Source organism: Streptomyces sp. NBC_00386 (assembly GCF_036063235.1).
GTDB lineage: Bacteria > Actinomycetota > Actinomycetes > Streptomycetales > Streptomycetaceae > Streptomyces.
In genome coordinates this window covers 7,793,489-7,810,253 of record NZ_CP107950.1, presented here as the reverse complement: position 1 = coordinate 7,810,253, position 16,765 = coordinate 7,793,489, and the positions used below count along the sequence as shown (strand labels likewise).

Annotated in this window: 14 protein-coding genes and 1 riboswitch; of the genes, 3 read left to right on the top strand and 11 right to left on the bottom strand. The window is 69.4% G+C overall.

Features of this window, described 5'->3' with window-relative positions; translation table 11 throughout:
* Nucleotides 1-189: 189 nt before the first annotated feature.
* Complete coding sequence (locus OG780_RS34305; protein WP_328454749.1) at nt 190-1,707, bottom strand: glutamate--cysteine ligase; 1,518 nt, start codon at nt 1,705-1,707, stop codon at nt 190-192.
* Nucleotides 1,708-2,246: 539 nt separating this feature from the next.
* Between OG780_RS34305 and OG780_RS34300 the strand changes: the two genes are divergently transcribed.
* Nucleotides 2,247-2,831 carry a hypothetical protein gene (locus OG780_RS34300; protein ID WP_328454747.1) on the top strand — a complete coding sequence of 195 codons (585 nt, stop codon included), beginning with the start codon at nt 2,247-2,249 and terminating at the stop codon, nt 2,829-2,831.
* A gap of 415 nt (nt 2,832-3,246) precedes the next feature.
* Nucleotides 3,247-3,453 carry a DUF5999 family protein gene (locus tag OG780_RS34295; RefSeq protein ID WP_261704097.1) on the top strand — a complete coding sequence of 69 codons (207 nt, stop codon included), beginning with the start codon at nt 3,247-3,249 and terminating at the stop codon, nt 3,451-3,453.
* 136 nt (nt 3,454-3,589) lie between these two features.
* Here OG780_RS34295 and gcvP read toward each other — a convergent pair whose 3' ends face one another.
* A complete protein-coding gene (gcvP, locus tag OG780_RS34290) occupies nt 3,590-6,475 on the bottom strand; it encodes an aminomethyl-transferring glycine dehydrogenase (protein WP_328454744.1) in 2,886 nt (961 codons plus the stop codon).
* A 178-nt stretch (nt 6,476-6,653) separates the two neighbouring features.
* Nucleotides 6,654-6,748: riboswitch (glycine riboswitch) on the bottom strand.
* A 114-nt stretch (nt 6,749-6,862) separates the two neighbouring features.
* Here gcvP and OG780_RS34285 point away from each other — a divergent pair.
* Complete coding sequence (locus tag OG780_RS34285) at nt 6,863-7,231, top strand: PRC-barrel domain-containing protein (RefSeq protein WP_326789027.1); 369 nt, start codon at nt 6,863-6,865, stop codon at nt 7,229-7,231.
* On the opposite strand, the gene OG780_RS34280 is transcribed toward OG780_RS34285, so the two are convergent.
* From OG780_RS34280 to OG780_RS34240, 9 genes are all read right to left on the bottom strand, one after another.
* Entirely contained in the window at nt 7,156-8,664 is a 1,509-nt protein-coding gene (locus OG780_RS34280; protein WP_328454742.1) for a DNA polymerase IV, read from the bottom strand. The two genes, OG780_RS34285 and OG780_RS34280, sit on opposite strands and share 76 nt — an antisense overlap.
* Before the next feature lie 68 nt (nt 8,665-8,732).
* Nucleotides 8,733-9,407, bottom strand: coding sequence for a MerR family transcriptional regulator (locus OG780_RS34275; RefSeq protein WP_326789025.1), 675 nt, complete (start codon nt 9,405-9,407; stop codon nt 8,733-8,735).
* A gap of 217 nt (nt 9,408-9,624) precedes the next feature.
* On the bottom strand, nt 9,625-10,098 hold the full coding sequence (locus tag OG780_RS34270) for a bifunctional nuclease family protein (RefSeq protein WP_006123076.1): 474 nt from the start codon (nt 10,096-10,098) through the stop codon (nt 9,625-9,627).
* 86 nt (nt 10,099-10,184) lie between these two features.
* A complete protein-coding gene (gene ftsR / locus OG780_RS34265) occupies nt 10,185-10,940 on the bottom strand; it encodes a transcriptional regulator FtsR (RefSeq protein ID WP_328454739.1) in 756 nt (251 codons plus the stop codon).
* A gap of 42 nt (nt 10,941-10,982) precedes the next feature.
* Nucleotides 10,983-11,939 carry an FHA domain-containing protein gene (locus OG780_RS34260; RefSeq protein WP_326789023.1) on the bottom strand — a complete coding sequence of 319 codons (957 nt, stop codon included), beginning with the start codon at nt 11,937-11,939 and terminating at the stop codon, nt 10,983-10,985.
* A 61-nt stretch (nt 11,940-12,000) separates the two neighbouring features.
* A complete protein-coding gene (locus OG780_RS34255) occupies nt 12,001-12,846 on the bottom strand; it encodes a DUF881 domain-containing protein (RefSeq protein ID WP_328454737.1) in 846 nt (281 codons plus the stop codon).
* A 5-nt stretch (nt 12,847-12,851) separates the two neighbouring features.
* The gene (locus OG780_RS34250; protein ID WP_003988855.1) at nt 12,852-13,184 is read right to left on the bottom strand and encodes a small basic family protein; all 333 of its coding nucleotides are present in this window, start codon (nt 13,182-13,184) and stop codon (nt 12,852-12,854) included.
* Nucleotides 13,181-14,086, bottom strand: a complete 906-nt coding sequence (locus OG780_RS34245) for a DUF881 domain-containing protein (RefSeq protein ID WP_328454735.1) — start codon at nt 14,084-14,086, stop codon at nt 13,181-13,183. Before OG780_RS34245 ends, OG780_RS34250 begins: the two co-directional genes overlap by 4 nt.
* A gap of 98 nt (nt 14,087-14,184) precedes the next feature.
* Nucleotides 14,185-16,680 (bottom strand): mannose-1-phosphate guanyltransferase, encoded by a 2,496-nt coding sequence (locus tag OG780_RS34240; protein WP_328454733.1) that lies wholly within the window; start codon nt 16,678-16,680, stop codon nt 14,185-14,187.
* Nucleotides 16,681-16,765 lie beyond the last annotated feature (85 nt).

The following is a 16,765-nucleotide window of genomic DNA, read 5'->3' as shown; positions in this document are numbered from 1 at the left end:
ACACCCACGCGGCGCCCCGGACCGACCACGACCACCTGGACACGCGAACATCCTTCACCGGCCACGGCCACCCGCCCCCGCGGGCCCGGTGTCCCGCCTCCCGCCGAACCGTCGTGGACGCGCCTCGACGACAGACCCCGAGGGCGGGTGGCCGGCGCCGGGCCGAGCGCACCCGCGCACCGCCGCGCGTCACCCCAGCGGAACCGGCTCCGGCAGTCCCACCGGCCAGGTGTGCACGGGCTCCCCGAGATGCATCAGCTCGCCGTAGCGCCGCGTCGTCGCGGCCAGCGCGGCCTCGCGGCCGAGCCCCTTCTCCAGCGCCCGGTGGAAGGTGGCCGCCTGCCAGGTCGCGCCGTTGACGCGCAGTCTGCACCGGTCCTCGATCACGCCCAGATAGAAGTCCCGGTCGGCGGGCTCGACACCCCAGGCGTCCAGGCCGGCGGCGGCCAGCGGCAGCAGTTCGTCGCGCACCAGGCTCACGGCATCCACCTGCGTGGTCCCGCCGTAACGGCCACGCCGCGGCCACTCCAGGCGCGCGTCGATGCCGTGACGGCAGGCCGCGTCGAAGTTGGCGGCGGCCGCCTCGAAGGACAGCCGGGTCCACACCGGACGCTGCTCCTCGGCGAGCGCGCGGACCAGACCGTAGTAGAAGGCCGCGTTGGCGAGGACGTCGGTGACGGTCGGCCCCGCGGGCAGCACCCGGTTCTCGACGCGCAGATGCGGGACGCCGTCGGCGATGCCGTACACGGGCCGGTTCCAGCGGTACACCGTGCCGTTGTGCAGCACCAGTTCGGCGAGCCTGGGCACGCCTCCGGCATCGAGGACACCGAGCGGGTCCTCCTCGTCGCAGATGGGCAGCAGCGGCGGGAAGAACCGCAGGTTCTCCTCGAAGAGCTCGTACGCCGAGGTCACCCACCGTTCGCCGAACCAGGTGCGCGGCCGGACTCCCTGTGCCTGGAGCTCCGGCGGCCGGGTGTCGGTGGACTGCTGGAAGAGCGGGGGCCTCGACTCCCGCCACAGCTCACGCCCGAACAGGAAGGGCGAGTTGGCGCCGATCGCGACCTGTGGGGCCGCGACCGCCTGCGCCGCGTTCCACACGTCCGCGAACCGGCCCGGCGTGACCTGGAGGTGCAACTGCACGGAGGTGCAGGCGGCTTCGGGGGCGATGGACGCCGACCGGCAGACCAGACGCTCCACACCGTCGATGTCGAGTTCGAAATCCTCTCCGCGCGCGGCCACGATCTGATCGTTGAGCAGCGTGTACCGGTCGACGTCCGACAGGTTGGAGGACACCAGATCGTCCTGGCCGAGCGTCGGCAGAATACCGATCATGACGATTCCGGCGTCGACCTCACTGGCTTTCCGGTGGGCGTAGGCGAGCGAGGTGCGGATCTCCTCGGCGAGCCGGTCGAATACCCGGCCGCCCAATCGGTGTGGGGCTATGTTGACTTCCAGGTTGAACATGGCGAGTTCTGTCTGGAAGTCGCGGCTCGCAATCCTTTCGAGTACTTGCCCGTTCATCATTCTGGGCATGCCGTCGGGGCCCGCGAGATTCAATTCGATCTCCAGGCCCATCAGGTTCTTCGGGCGGTCGAACCGCTTCTCCTCCAGCAGTCGCTCCAGCCCCGCCAGACACTGTCGGAGCTTGTCGCGGTGGCGCTGCCGATCAGACAGGCCGAACGTCCCTGCCACGACCTTCTCCCCCATCGAAGTGTCCCTCCTCGGATGGGCAGGCCGACGTTCCGGCCCTGGCGTCCCGGGTCACGGGGGATGATGCCCAGGCAACACGATCCATAACGTCCCGCGCGCGCTCTTCGGCCGCTAGTCTGGACATCGGCCCCGGGCACATTCACGAGGCATGGAGCATTCAGCAAGTTTGCCGTCCGAAACGATCTCGTGAAAAACGCCGACGAGAATCGGCCGACCGCTCGGGCGAAGCATTCCGAGGTCACCGCGATTTGATCGCGCAGAACCGGGATGAATCCCGCATTTCGCCGACCGGATATCGACTTGTTCTTCGAATTCGGGGCGACTAGACGAAACACCGCCTGAACACGCGTCGTATAAACTCCGCTACCGAGGCAGAGAGTTGGCGCTCGCGGTCCTAGGTCCTGTCGTCACGGTGACGGCGGCAGGCGACACCCTGTCGGCAGATCCAGACCCCTCGCCCTCTGACCCGAGAGCTGACAGCGCCGTCCGCCCCCGCCCTCGCGCCACTGTGCCTGTCGAATGAGAGGCGACCCACCATGCCGCTGCACGTACCCCCGGCTCCCGCGCCCGCCCTGCGCACCGTACTCACGGCACTCGGTTCCCCCACCGCTGTCCGCGAAGCCCGTACCCCGTCCCTGCGCCTGGCACAGGGACCTGTCACCCCCGAACTCCCGCTGCCCGTCCACGTCCTGGATCGCATCACTCCCGCGGGCGCCTCCGCCACCCGGCTCGCCGGGTGGCGTTTCCTGATCCGCTGCGGCGATCGCGCGGTGGCCGCCGCCGACACCATGCTGACCGCGGACGGCTGGGCCTTCTCGCGCTTCTTCGAGGGCCCTTACGTCACCGCCACCGAGCTCGCCCTGCGGCAGGCCGAGACCATGCAACAGCCCTACCAAGCACGCTTGCTGTCCGTGCCGGAGCTGTACATGCTGACGCTCTGGCTGCACGGCGACTGCACCGCGGACGGCGCCACCGGCCATCCGGCCGCCACCGACCTCCTGGTCCCGCTCGCACCCGCCCCGCCCGGCATCGCCGCGCACCGGCCGTACCTCGTCACCGAACTGCTGCCGGTCCTCACCCACCGGGTCACCCCGGCACCGCTCCTCAGCTCGCCGGCCTGAGTCTCCAGCTCGCCCGCCCGAGTCTCCGCCCCTGGCGTCCGTGCCCCGCAGCCGTGCCCCACACGGGTAAACCTGCCGCGGGGCACGGCGCTGTCACGAACCCCGGGAGCGGCTCGCTCGTTAGGGCCGAAGACCGCTCGTACGAGGGGAAACGCGCCGAACACCCAACTGGACTAGCCCGATCCGGCCCCCTCGAACCACCCGAAAGGACAGCGCAGTTGGGGTGAACCCTCCGCACGGGTGACGCGTCATAAACCTGTGAGAAGCGGTGCCCCCAAATCCCTGCGGATTGGCGCCCGTGGGGCAACACTGGGGTCAGACCACATACCAACGGGGGGCGGCCATGAGTACCTCAAGCCGCAAGACAGACACCACAGCCAACACTCACATCTCGACCCAGCGAAAGATCCCATCCATGTGCCAGCACCAGCCACCGTGTCCGTCAGCCGAATCAGCCGACCGGGAGTCCGCCCGCCTCGCGGCGCACCACCCGGAGCAGGGATGGAGCCTGCTGTGCAACGGCGTTCTGCTCTTCGAGGACACCGGTGAGCTCCTGCCGGACGGCCAGATCATCGCCCCGCACCGCCCGCTGGGCGGCGCGCCGGTGATGACGGCCGCCTGAGCCGCACGACCCCGGGCGGCCGCGCCAGGCCGCCCAGACACACAAGGGGCCGGCCCGGAGACGTACTCTCCGAACCGGCCCCGACGCATGTCCGAGGATGGTCACTCCTCGTAGGCGTCCACGTGCCGAGCGCTGATCAGTCCTCGTAGGCGTCCAGCGGCGGGCAGGAACAGACGAGGTTCCGGTCGCCGTACGCCTGGTCGATGCGGCGCACCGGCGGCCAGTACTTGTCGGCGGCCGAGACACCGGCCGGGAAGACGGCCACCTCGCGGCTGTACGGGTGCTCCCAGTCGCCGCCGAGCGCGGCGGCCGTGTGCGGCGCCCCGCGCAGCGGGTTGTCGTCCACCGACCACTCGCCGCTGCCGACCTTCTCGATCTCCGCGCGGATCGCGATCATCGCGTCGCAGAACCGGTCGAGCTCGCCCAGGTCCTCGGACTCGGTCGGCTCGATCATCAGCGTGCCGGCCACCGGGAACGACATCGTCGGCGCGTGGAAGCCGTAGTCGATCAGGCGCTTGGCGATGTCGTCGACGCTCACGCCGGTCGCCTTGGTGAGCGGGCGCAGGTCGATGATGCACTCGTGGGCGACCAGACCGCCGGGGCCGGTGTACAGCACCGGGTAGTGCGGCTCCAGGCGCTTGGCGATGTAGTTGGCGGAGAGCACGGCCACCTGCGTGGCGCGCTTGAGGCCCTCGCCGCCCATCAGCCGGACGTACGACCAGGAGATGGGCAGGATGCCCGCGGAGCCCCAGGGAGCGGCCGAGATCGGGCCGACACCGGTCTCGGGACCGGCCTCCGGCTGGAGCGGGTGATTCGGCAGGTACGGCGCCAGGTGGGCGCGCACGCCGACCGGGCCGACGCCGGGGCCGCCACCGCCGTGCGGGATGCAGAAGGTCTTGTGCAGGTTCAGGTGCGAGACGTCGCCGCCGAAGTGACCCGGCTTGGCGAGACCCACCAGGGCGTTGAGGTTGGCGCCGTCGACGTAGACCTGGCCGCCGGCCTCGTGCACCTGGGCGCAGATGTCGGCGACGTGCTCCTCGAACACACCGTGCGTCGAGGGGTACGTGATCATCAGCACCGACAGCTCGTCGCGGTACTGCTCGATCTTGGCGCGCAGGTCCTGGACGTCGATCTCACCGTCGTCCGCGGTCTTCACGACGACGACCTTCATGCCGGCCATCACGGCGCTGGCGGCGTTGGTGCCGTGCGCGGAGGACGGGATGAGGCAGACGGTGCGCTGGTCGTCGCCGTTGGCGCGGTGGTAGCCACGGACGGCCAGCAGACCGGCCAGCTCGCCCTGCGAACCGGCGTTGGGCTGGAGCGACACCTTGTCGTAGCCGGTGACCTCGGCGAGCTGGTCCTCCAGCTCGTGGATCAGCGTCAGGTAGCCCTGTGCCTGCTCGGCGGGCACGAAGGGGTGGAGCTGCCCGAACTCGGGCCAGGTGACCGGCTCCATCTCGGTGGTCGCGTTGAGCTTCATCGTGCAGGAGCCCAGCGGGATCATGCCGCGGTCGAGCGCGTAGTCGCGGTCGGAGAGCTTGCGCAGGTAGCGCAGCATCGCCGTCTCGGAGCGGTGGTCGTGGAACACGGGGTGCGTGAGGTACGCGTCGGTGCGCAGCAGCGCGTCCGGCAGGGTGTCCTCGGCGCTCGCGTCCAGCGCCTCGACGTCGCCCTCGACACCGAACGCGGTCCACACGGCGGCGAGCTGCTCGCGCGTGGTCGTCTCGTCGCACGAGATCGACACCTGGTCGGCGTCGACGGGGTGCAGGTTGACGCCGTTGTCGCGGGCGGCGGCCACGATCGCGGCGGCACGGCCCGGGACCCGCACGGTGAGCGTGTCGAAGTACGCGCCGTGCACGACCTCGACGCCGCCGGCGGTGAGACCCGCGGCCAGGACGGTGGCGTAGCGGTGGGTACGCCGTGCGATGGTCCGCAGGCCCTCGGGGCCGTGGTAGACGGCGTACATGCCGGCCATCACGGCGAGCAGCACCTGAGCGGTGCAGATGTTGCTGGTCGCCTTCTCACGGCGGATGTGCTGCTCACGCGTCTGCAGGGCGAGGCGGTACGCCTTGTGCCCGTCGGCGTCCACGGACACACCGACCAGCCGGCCGGGGAGGCTGCGCGCGAACTTCTCGCGCACCGCCATGTAACCGGCGTGCGGGCCGCCGAAGCCCATCGGCACACCGAAGCGCTGCGTCGTACCGATCGCGATGTCCGCGTCGAGCTCGCCGGGCGAGGTCAGCAGGGTCAGGGCGAGCAGATCGGCGGCGACGGTGACGACCGCGCCCAGCTCGTGCGCCTGCCGGATGACCGGCTTGATGTCGCGTACGGCACCGGAGGCGCCCGGGTACTGGATCAGCACGCCGTTGATCTCGCGCCCGGCGAGGTCGGCCGGGATGCCGTCGGCGAGGTCGGCGACGACGATCTCGACACCGGTCGGCTCGGCACGTGTCTCTATGACGGCGATGGTCTGCGGCAGCGCGTCCGCGTCGACCAGGAAGAGGCCCTTCTTGTTCTTGCCCATCCGGCGGGACAGCGCCATGGCCTCGGCGGCGGCGGTGCCCTCGTCGAGGAGGGAGGCGCCGGAGGTCGGCAGCCCGGTCAGCTCGGCGACGACGGTCTGGAAGTTCAGCAGCGCCTCGAGACGGCCCTGCGAGATCTCCGGCTGGTACGGCGTGTACGCGGTGTACCAGGCCGGGTTCTCCATGACGTTGCGCAGGATCACCGGCGGCGTGAACGTGCCGTAGTAGCCGAGGCCGATCATCGAACCGAGCACCTGGTTGCGGTCCGCGAGGGAGCGGAGCTCGGCCAGTACCTCGGCCTCGGTGCGCGCGGCCGGCAGCTTCAGGGCCTCGGCGTTCTTGATCACATCCGGCACCGCGGCGGCCGTCAGCTCGTCGAGCGAGCCGTATCCGACCTGCGCGAGCATCTTGGCCCGAGCTTCGGAGTCGGGTCCGATGTGGCGCTGCTCGAAGGGAATTCCCTGTTCGAGCTCGGAGAGCGGAATGCGAGGGGCGGTCATGGCGGAGGCCTCCTGGTCTGACGCGACCTTCGAGGGGCACCCCGGCACGGGCACCCCGACGGCCTCCCCCTCTGTCATCTCAACCTGAGAGTTTCACCGGATGGTCCCGTGGACGATCCGGCTTTCACCGTCGGTGAGGGCGGAGGCCATCGGCACCCGCCCTGCTTTCCAGAGTGACCTCGTCCGTGCGGTACGTGAGCCTGAGAGATTCCGGGGAGGAGTTGCTCCTTCGGCGCCTCCGTGAAATCCGGAGGACTCTCCCGCGCGGGATCAGCAGCCACTTGCCAGCCTACCAGCGAGGACAAGACGACAGCCTTCGAGTGGCCGCCTTCACAAATGTGCTCTTTTGTAGTACTTACGGATGAGTTTGCGACCACTGGAGGGACCGTGCAGACCGACATCGATCCGCGCAACCTGATCGGCCGCAAGGCGTTCGACAGCAACGGCACCAAAATCGGCACGATCGACGAGGTCTACCTCGACGACGCGACCGGTGTCCCGGAGTGGGCGGCCATACGCACCGGACTGTTCAGCAGGGACGCCTTCGTGCCCCTGGAGCCCAGCGAGATCATCGAGGGGACCCTGCGCATCCCCTTCGACCGGGCCCTGATCAAGGACGCCCCCGACTTCGGCGTCGGGCGCCATCTCTCCCCCGAACAGGAGCTCCAGCTCTACCACCACTACGGACTCGACGTGGCGTCCCCTCCGCCGCCGGACCGGGACTTCGGCCGGCTCGCGGGCTCGGAGGACACCTGATCCCCAGGGCCGGAGCCGTGCGTCCCGACCGCTGACACCGACGGCCCGGGGCCGGGCGGCAGCCCGCCGACGTCCCCGGGTCTTCGCTCCACCAGGGGCAGCGGGTCGGCCGGTTCCAGCTGCGCGTCGTCCGTCCGGAAGGTCCGCACCCGGCCGGGCCCGGAGTACGGCGTCTCGAACCGCACCGTGACCCGTCCCAGCCCGCTCCCCTGCACCCAGCCGTGCCCGAACTCGGCATGCCGCACGTCGTGCCCGGAGGGCCACCGCCGCTCCGCCGGCACCGTCTCCCCGTCCGCGGCGGCCACCTCGGCCGGTTCGTCCGCGGCGTGCTCCTCGACCGCCGGTTCCCCCGCGGCCGCGGCCTGCGCCTGCGCGAACAGGTCCTCCTGCGTGTAGTCGGCGAGCCCGGTGACGCCGACCCCCAGCAGCCGGACGCCACCGGTCGTGTCCACGCCCTCCAGCAGCCGGGCGGCGGCCTCCCTGACGACTCCGGGGTCGTCCGTGGGCCCCCGCAGCGTCTCGGACCGGGTCAGCGTCGAGAAGTCGTACCGGCGCACCTTCAGCACGATGGTCCGGCCCGACAGTCCGGCTCTGCGCAGCCGCCGCACGCACCGGTCCGCGAGCCGCTGCACCTCCAGCTCCACCCTGACCCGGTCGTGGATGTCCACGTCGTACGTGTCCTCGACCGACACGGACTTGGTCTCCCGCTCAGCCACCACGGGCCGCTCGTCGTGGGCCAGCGCCATCGCGAACAGCGCGTGCCCGTGGGCCTTCCCCAGTAGCCGTACGAGCTCGTCCTCGCCCGCCTCGGCGAGCTCCTCGACGGTGGTGATGCCCGCCCGGCGCAGATGGTCGCCGGTGGCCGGCCCCACGCCCGGCAGCGTCCGCACCGGCATCGGTCCCAGCAGCGCACGCTCGGTGCCCGGCTCGATCAGGACGAGACCGTCCGGCTTGGCCTGCTCCGAGGCGATCTTCGCCAGCATCTTGGAGGCGGCGAGGCCCACCGACCCCGTGAGCCCCGTGACGGCCCGGATGTCCGCGCGCAGCTTGGCACCGGTCAGCCGCGCCGACGCCTCGTCCCAGGCAGTCCCGCCCGCCTCCAGGTCCACGAACGCCTCGTCCAGGCTCAGTGGCTCCACCAGTGGCGACAGGGCCCGCAGCAGCCCCATCACCTGCTCGCTGACCTCTCGGTACAACCCGAAGCGCGGCACGAGATAGGCGGCGTTCGGAGCCCGCCTGCGGGCCTGGGCCATGGGCATCGCGGAGTTCACCCCGAAGACGCGTGCCTCGTACGAGGCGGTGGCGACCACTCCACGGGGCCCGAGCCCGCCCACCACGACGGCCTTCCCGCGCAGGCTCGGCTTGGACGCCTGCTCCGCCGAGGCGAAGAAGGCATCCATGTCGAGATGCAGGATCGTGGGCGCGGTTCTCACATCTCCGATGCTGCCCTACGCCACTGACAATGCCCCGGCGCACCGGGGCATCGCGTCATCGGAGCGGCTCACACCGCGCGGTTGCGCCTGCGCGCCAGTTCGTCGGCGGGATGGTGCGCGAGAAGCGTTTCTCCGGTGTCCACACGCTCTCCGTGCAACTGGGACAGGGCGCCCTCGACGTCCCGCCACACCACTCCCACGGCGATGCCGAAGACGCCCTGGCCGCCCTGAAGCAGGGCGTGGACCTCGTCCGGGGAGGTGCACTCGTAGACCGTCGCGCCGTCGCTCATGAGCGTCATGCGCTCCAGGTCCTGGAAGCCTCGCTCTCTCAGGTGCTGGACCGTGGTGCGGATGTTCTGCAACGACACCCCGGTGTCGAGGAACCGCTTGACGATCTTGAGGACCACCACGTCCCGGAAACTGTAGAGGCGCTGTGTCCCCGACCCGTAGGCGGGACGCACGCTGGGCTCGACGAGTCCGGTCCGCGCCCAGTAGTCGAGCTGCCGGTAGGTGATGCCCGCGGCGGCACACGCCGTGGGCCCCCGGTAACCGACCTCCTCGGGAACAGTCCCTTCCTCGTCGGACACTGCCGCCGGCCGCACCGGAACATGATCGGCCGCGCTGCCATGCTGAGGGCGCCCCCTGCTCGAGCCGAGCCGAGAGCTTGGGGGAGGGTACGGGCCGCTCTCTCCCGGACCGTGTCCGGGAGCACCCCCAGCCGTACCGTCGCCGCTGCTTCTCACGCCGACCTCCGTCCTTGACCTGCCTTCTCGACGGTAGGCAGTCACCAGGGGCTCGTCAACGATCGCCACACTCGGCACGCCGAGTGATAATCACCCTAAGAGTGGTTTCCCGTGCCCTACCGCGGGGAAAGGCTAGCCGAATGCTCCCGGCGCGGGCCGCGGCACACCACACTCGCCACGGGCAAATGCCACCCAGTGAGGCGTCCGCCCGGACGGCTCACTGGCTGTTGGTGCCGAAGTCCTCGGGCGAGATCTGGTCGAGGAACTCGCGGAACTTCTCCACCTCGTCCTCCTGCTCGTCCGGGATCGCGATGCCCGCGTCGTCGAGCACCCCGTCGCTGCCGTAGATGGGCGTTCCGGTGCGCAGCGCGAGAGCTATGGCGTCGGACGGCCTGGCACTCACCTCGACCCCGCTGGCGAAGACGAGCTCGGCGTAGAAGACGCCCTCGCGCAGGTCGGTGATACGTACTTCGGTGAGCTCCTGGCCAACGGCCTCCAGCACGTCCTTGAACAGGTCGTGGGTCAGCGGTCGTGCGGGGGCCATGCCCTGCTGGGCGAAGGCGATCGCCGTCGCCTCCCCCGGTCCGATCCAGATGGGGAGGTAGCGGTCGCCTCCCACTTCACGCAGAAGCACGATCGGTTGGTTGGAGGGCATTTCGACCCGGACACCTACGACATCGAGCTCGTTCACACAGCAACCCTAGGCCGTGCCCGGGACGTTTGGGTAGTCGGGCACAGAACGGGTGGACGATCCGGGGCCCGCGCCGGTGGCACGGATCAGTGCAGACGCACACCCAGCGCCGTCTGCACGAGCGCCGCGTGCAGCTTCACCGTGAGGCCCGCGAGTTCCTTGGTACGGGCCTCCGCGTGGGCCCGCGTCTGCGGATTGCGGTGGCGCCGCAGGGGGGCGACCACCTGGTCCACCAGTCCCGCGTCCCGCTCCGCCGCGGCCTTCATCGCCCTCAGATGGCGCGGCTCGATCCCGAAGCGTCCCAGCTCGACGACGAGCGCGGCGACGGTCACCGCCTCCGCGTCGTAGACACCGTCGGGCAACGGACCGATCAGTCCGTACGACTCCCACTCCTGGAGCTGCTGCTCACCGATCTCGGCGGCGGCCAGCAGCTCCTCACGGCCCACCCGGGCCACCGTGGGCCCCTCGGGCTCCCCGTAGAGCTCTCCGGAGGGTTCACCCTCCCCCGCGTCGCGCTGGCGGCCCACGGAGGGCAGACGCACCTGCTCACCGCGCGCCAGGGCGTCCAGATGTTCACGGATCACCTTGAGCGGGAGGTAGTGGTCACGCTGCATCCTCAGGACGTGGCCGAGACGCTCGACATCGTCCGCACTGAACTTGCGATACCCCGAAGGGGTCCGCCGCGGCTCGACGAGCCCCTCCGACTCCAGGAACCTGATCTTGGAGATGGTGACTTCGGGGAACTCGTCGCGCAGCAGGCTCAGCACCGCGCCGATGCTCATCAGCCCACTGTCCGCGGCGGCGGTACCGCTGCCGGCACCGCCGCTCGGTGTTTGAAGCATGGACATTCCCTCGGTGTCCCCCCGGACGGAGTTGGGGGAGGGTCAGATGCCCCGCTGGCTCGCGTAGAACACCAGCCGGTACTTGCCGATCTGTACCTCGTCACCGTTCGACAGAGGGACCTGGTCGATCCGCTCCCGGTTGACGTACGTACCGTTCAGGCTGCCGACGTCGGCGACCGTGAACGAACCGTCCGCGACACGACGGAACTCCACGTGCCGACGCGAAACCGTCACGTCGTCGAGGAAGATGTCGCTCTGCGGATGACGCCCCGCCGTGGTCAGCTCACCGTCCAACAGGAAGCGGCTGCCCGAGTTGGGGCCACGGCGCACCACCAGGAGCGCCGAACCGACCGGCAGCGCGTCGACCGCCGCCTGAGCCTCCGGGGAGAGCATCGGCGAGGCGGTCTGGCCCGTCACCTCGGCGTCGTAGGCCTCGATGCCGGAGATGGAGATCGTGGACGTCTGCTCCGACGGACGCTCCGGTCCACCCCGCAACGGCGCACCGCAGTTGGAACAGAACCGGCTGTTCTCCGCGTTACGGTTCCCGCACCTCGTACACACCTGGGCCGACATGGACGGATCCTCCTGCCGCGGCTGCCCACCAGGGGCATGGGACGCATACGGATCGGAGGCGAACCCTCCACCCGCACTCGAGGCTGACGGTTCCCCGAAACCTATGCGGCCGGGCTGGCCAGGGTCAACAGACGACGCGCCCTGACCACCGGGACCGGTGACCTGGTCCCGGAACAGCGGGCGGTCGCCGCCCTGGGCCTCCGCGTCTCCCTGGCGCGGTGCGCGATGACGGGCGGACGTGCTGTCGCCACTGTCCTCTCGCGTGCTCTTGCCGAACAACTTCGCAAACAACTTCACGGGCGATTCCCCTTGACCGAAACAGACCCGCCCGTGGGGCAGGACGAACCCTGATTGAACACACCGGTCGACCCGGACATCCTCACAACGTCCGTATCCACCAGACAGTTTCCACCACGCACCACCCATTCGGTGCGCCGACCCCCCGCAACCTCCTGCCCTCGCCCGACGGCCCCCATCCGACCGCCGTTCACCGGGAGGACGACCGAGCGTAGTCAGGGCGCTCGGCCGGTCGCAAGGCATCTACGATGATCTTCGTGGAGCGGTCCACCGTGACGGTGGCCTGCTCCTTCTCCAGTGTCTGCACCACGCCTCCCGGAATGTTCAGCGCCGGCTCCAGGTCCTGCGGCTTGCCGATGACCTTGAAACGATAGGGCTGGGTGATCTTGTTCCCGTCGACCTTCACTCCGCTTCCGGAGTCGGACAGATAGGTACCGGCGACCACACGCACGCCGTTCACCTGGATCGCCTCCGCGCCGGCGGCGCGCAGCTCCTGGACGGCGTCGAGCAGCATGTCCGCCTTGACCGTCCCCTTCGCGTCGTCGATGGTCAGAGTGATGCCGGGCCCCTGAGCGGCCACGGTGCCCGCCAGAATGCCGAGTTGCTTCTCCTTCTCGACCGTCTGCTTGCGGGCCTCCTCGGCCTGGTCCGAGCTGTTCTCCAGCTCGGTGCGCTGATCCTCGAGACCCTGCTTCTCGTCCTCAAGACGCTGAGTCCGGCTGTCGAGTTCATCGAGAATGCGCACGAGATCTTCCTGACGCGCGCCGCGCAGCGCACTGTCGCCGTCACTGTTGGACGCCACCTGGACGGCAAGGCCGAACCCGAGGCCGAACAGCAGCACGGCGACGATGAGTTGGGCACGCGACACCCGCGGCGGCCACAGCCCCTTGACCAGCCTCTGACGGCCGGACAGCGGCGGCACGCCACTCTCCTCGGCCTCCTGCGGCTCGGGCTCCTCCACGGCCGCGGGGACCTCTTCCGGCAGCTCCCTGCGCAGTGGGTTCTCGGGGGTCTCGGCTTCGTTCTCGTTGCTCATCGGCCTCACGCCCGGAACACGTGCCGGCGGATGGCCGCGGCATTGGAGAAGATCCGGATGCCGAGGACGACCACGACACCCGTGGAGAGCTGGGCGCCCACACCCAACTTGTCGCCCAGGAAAACGATCAGCGCGGCGACAACCACGTTCGACAGGAACGAGACCACGAAGACCTTGTCGTCGAAGATGCCGTCGAGCATCGCGCGCAGACCGCCGAACACGGCGTCGAGCGCCGCCACGACGGCGATCGGAAGGTAAGGCTCGACGACCGCCGGGACCTCGGGCCGGACCAACAGTCCAGCCACGACTCCCACGACGAGGCCCAGTACGGCGATCACGGTGTGCCCTTCTCTGTTCTCGGCTCTGCTGTACGTACGATCACACTCGGTGCGGCGGACAACCGGACGTCCCCCTCGACGGAGATGCCGGTCCTGATGCCGTAGTTCTCCTGCAGGGCATGCAGATACAGCCCGTCGGCGCTGTTCTGGAACCTGGTGCTGAGCCGCTGGCCGTCCCCCACCGCGAGCACCGTGTACGGCGGCACCAGCGGCTTGTTGTCGACCAGTATCGCGTCACCCGCGGCCCTGATGGCCGACAGAGCGGTCAGCCGCTGACCGTTGACGGAGATGGCCTCGGCACCCGACTCCCACAGGCCGTTGACCACGCGCTGCATGTCCCGGTCCCGCACCCGCCCGGTGTCGGAGAATCCCGAGGTCTCCCGCGGGTTGGTTCCGTCACCGCCCGTGCTGGCTTCCTTGGCGTCGTTGACGACGAGCTTCACACCCGGTCCGTGGACATCGGTGGCGCCGGACAGGACGCTCACGAGATCGGCCTGCTCACCGCCGTCCTTCTTCAGCGCCGCGCGCTGGCGGGAACTCACATCGGCGCGCAGGGTGTCGACGCCGCTCTCGAGCTTGTCCGCGGCCGTCGTCTCACGCTCGATGCGGTCGATGAGCTCCTGGCGCTCCTTGGCGACGACGGGGGCCGCGAGCCGGGCGTTCGCCGCCCCTACGGTGACCACGAGCGCGGCGAGCACCAGACCGGCCGCCAGAGCCAGCTTGGCCCGGACCGTCTTCGGCAGGCCACCGGCGCCCTCGGCCTCCTTGCGGGCCGCCGCTTCGGCGTAGCCCTCGTCGAGGCTGTGGTCCATGACGTTGGTGAGCAGCGACATGGAGGCGTCCGGGCGCGAGGGGCGCGGAACGCTGCTCCGAACGGGGGGCTGCTGCGGCATGCCGCACATCGTCGCACGTCGCGGGTGCTACCTCCGAATGGCCCCACCAACGTGCCGGACAGGCCCCCTTGAGGGCACTTGTCCGACACGTACGGGTGAAGATCGTTTCAGCGGCCGGCGCTGTCCACGACGGCCGCCCACTCGTCGAGCAGAGCCTCCGCGGAGGCGTCGTCCGGCCCCTCCGCCCACAGATGGGTGACGGCCTCGGCGGGGTCCGGCAGCACCATCACCCAGCGCCCGTCCGTCTCCACGACACGGACACCGTCCGTCGTGTCCACGAAGCGGTCTCCCGCCTCCTCCACGACCCGGCGCATCACGAGCCCCTTCACGGCCCACGGAGTCGCGAGATCCCGCTTGAGGACATGCGCCCGCGGAATCCGGGCGTCGATCTGGCTGAGCGTGAGCTGTGTCCGCGCGACCAGACCGATGAGCCGTACGAAGGCGGCCGCGCCGTCGAAGACGCCGCTGAACTCGGGAATGATGAACCCGCCGCGCGCGTCGCCTCCGAAGATCGTCGACTCCTCGCGGCCGACCCGGGTCAGGTCGTCCGGCGACGTGGTCGTCCACTCCACCTGCGTGCCGTGGTACGCCGCCACCTGCTCGGCGATCCGTGTGGTGGTGACGGGCAGTGCCACCCGCCCGCTGCGCCGCTCCGCGGCCACGAGGTCGAGCATCACGAGCAGGGCCCGGTCGTCCTCGACGATCCGCCCCTTCTCGTCGACGAGCGAGAGCCGCTCGCCCACCGGGTCGAAGCGCACGCCGAACGCGGCCCGTGCGGAGGCGACGATCTCACCCAGCCGCACCAGACCGGCCCGCCGTGTCTCCGCCGTCTCGGTCGGCCTGGACTCGTCGAGGCCGGGATTGATCACCAGGGAGTCCACACCGAGCTTGCCCAGCAGGCTGGGCAGCACCAGTCCGGCACTGCCGTTGGAGGCGTCGACGACCACTTTCAGCCCGGAATCCGCGATCCCGGTGGTGTCGACGTTGCGCAGCAGCGATCCCGTGTAGGAGTCGAAGACACTCGCGGGGAAGTGCAGGTCCCCGATCTCGCCGGGGAAGGCACGCCGGTACTCCTGCCGCGCGAACACCCGGTCCAGCTTCCGCTGACCGCCCTGCGACAGGTCGGCACCCTGCCCGTCGAAGAACATGATGTCGACGGAGTCGGGTACTCCTGGCGTCGTCCGGATCATGATTCCGCCGGCACTGCCCCGGGCCGTCTGCTGCCGGGCCACGGGCAGCGGTACGTTCTCCAGGTCGCGTACGTCGATGGCGCTGGCCTGCAACGCGGAGATCACCGCCCGTTTCAGCGCCCGAGCGCCTCGGGAGTGGTCGCGGGCCGTGGTGACGGTGGAACCCTTCTTGAGGGTCGTCGCGTAGGCACCCGCCAGACGCACGGCCAGCTCCGGGGTGATCTCGACGTTCAGGATCCCGGAGACGCCACGAGCGCCGAAGAGGTGGGCCTGGCCCCGCGACTCCCAGATCACCGAGGTGTTGACGAAGGCGCCAGCCTCGATGGTCTTGAACGGATAGACGCGGACGTTGCCCTGAATGATCGATTCTTCACCGACGAGGCACTCGTCGCCGATCACGGCGCCGTCCTCGATGCGGGCGGCCCGCATGATGTCGGTGTTCTTTCCGACCACACAGCCGCGCAGATTGCTGTGCTGCCCGATGTACACGTTGTCGTGCACGACGGCCCGGTGCAGGAACGCGCCGGTCTTGACGACGACGTTGGAGCCGACGACGGTGTGCTCACGGATCTCGGCGTTGGCCTCGACCTTGGCGTAGTCACCGATGTAGAGCGGACCGCGCAGCACGGCGTCGGGGTGCACCTCCGCCCCCTCCGCCACCCAGACGCCCGGGGAGATCTCGAACCCGTCGAGTTCGACGTCGACCTTGCCCTCCAGGACGTCGGCCTGGGCCTTCACATAGCTCTCGTGGGTGCCGACGTCCTCCCAGTAGCCCTCGGCGATATAGCCGTAGACGGGCTTGCCTTCCTTCATCAGCTGGGGGAAGACGTCGCCGGACCAGTCGACGGAGACATCGGCCTCGACATAGTCGAAGACCTCGGGCTCCATGACGTAGATGCCCGTGTTCACGGTGTCCGAGAAGACCTGGCCCCAGGTCGGCTTCTCCAAGAAGCGCTCGACCTTGCCTTCCTCGTCCACGATGGTGATGCCGAATTCCAGCGGATTGGGAACGCGCGTCAGACAGACGGTGACGAGGGCGCCCTTTTCCTTGTGGAAGTTGATGAGTTCGGTGAGATCGAAGTCGGTAAGGGCGTCACCGGAGATGACGAGGAAGGCGTCGTCCTTCAACGCCTCTTCGGCGTTCTTGACGCTGCCGGCAGTACCGAGTGGCTTCTCCTCATTGGCATAGGTGAGCTCCATGCCGAGCTCTTCGCCGTCACCGAAGTAGTTCTTGACCATGGAGGCCAGGAACTGGACGGTGACGACGGTTTCATTGAGCCCATGCCTTTTGAGCAGCCTGAGCACGTGCTCCATGATCGGGCGGTTCGCCACGGGCAGGAGCGGCTTGGGCATGCTTGAGGTCATCGGGCGAAGGCGTGTGCCTTCGCCTCCGGCCATCACGACGGCCTTCATGTCGGAAGCGTCCTCCTTGAAGAGACGACGGTACAGCCGACTTCACCCGTCCTGATTGTCCCGCAGATTTCGAGCGGGGGCCATC

Coding starts and splice junctions, on each gene's coding strand:
- OG780_RS34305 (WP_328454749.1), bottom strand. CDS start 1,707: ATGGGGGAGAAGGTCGTGGCAGGGACGTTCGGCCTGTCTGATCGGCAG.
- OG780_RS34300 (WP_328454747.1), top strand. CDS start 2,247: ATGCCGCTGCACGTACCCCCGGCTCCCGCGCCCGCCCTGCGCACCGTA.
- OG780_RS34295 (WP_261704097.1), top strand. CDS start 3,247: ATGTGCCAGCACCAGCCACCGTGTCCGTCAGCCGAATCAGCCGACCGG.
- gcvP (WP_328454744.1), bottom strand. CDS start 6,475: ATGACCGCCCCTCGCATTCCGCTCTCCGAGCTCGAACAGGGAATTCCC.
- ftsR (WP_328454739.1), bottom strand. CDS start 10,940: ATGCTTCAAACACCGAGCGGCGGTGCCGGCAGCGGTACCGCCGCCGCG.
- OG780_RS34260 (WP_326789023.1), bottom strand. CDS start 11,939: ATGGGTGGTGCGTGGTGGAAACTGTCTGGTGGATACGGACGTTGTGAG.
- OG780_RS34255 (WP_328454737.1), bottom strand. CDS start 12,846: ATGAGCAACGAGAACGAAGCCGAGACCCCCGAGAACCCACTGCGCAGG.
- OG780_RS34245 (WP_328454735.1), bottom strand. CDS start 14,086: ATGTGCGGCATGCCGCAGCAGCCCCCCGTTCGGAGCAGCGTTCCGCGC.
- OG780_RS34240 (WP_328454733.1), bottom strand. CDS start 16,680: ATGAAGGCCGTCGTGATGGCCGGAGGCGAAGGCACACGCCTTCGCCCG.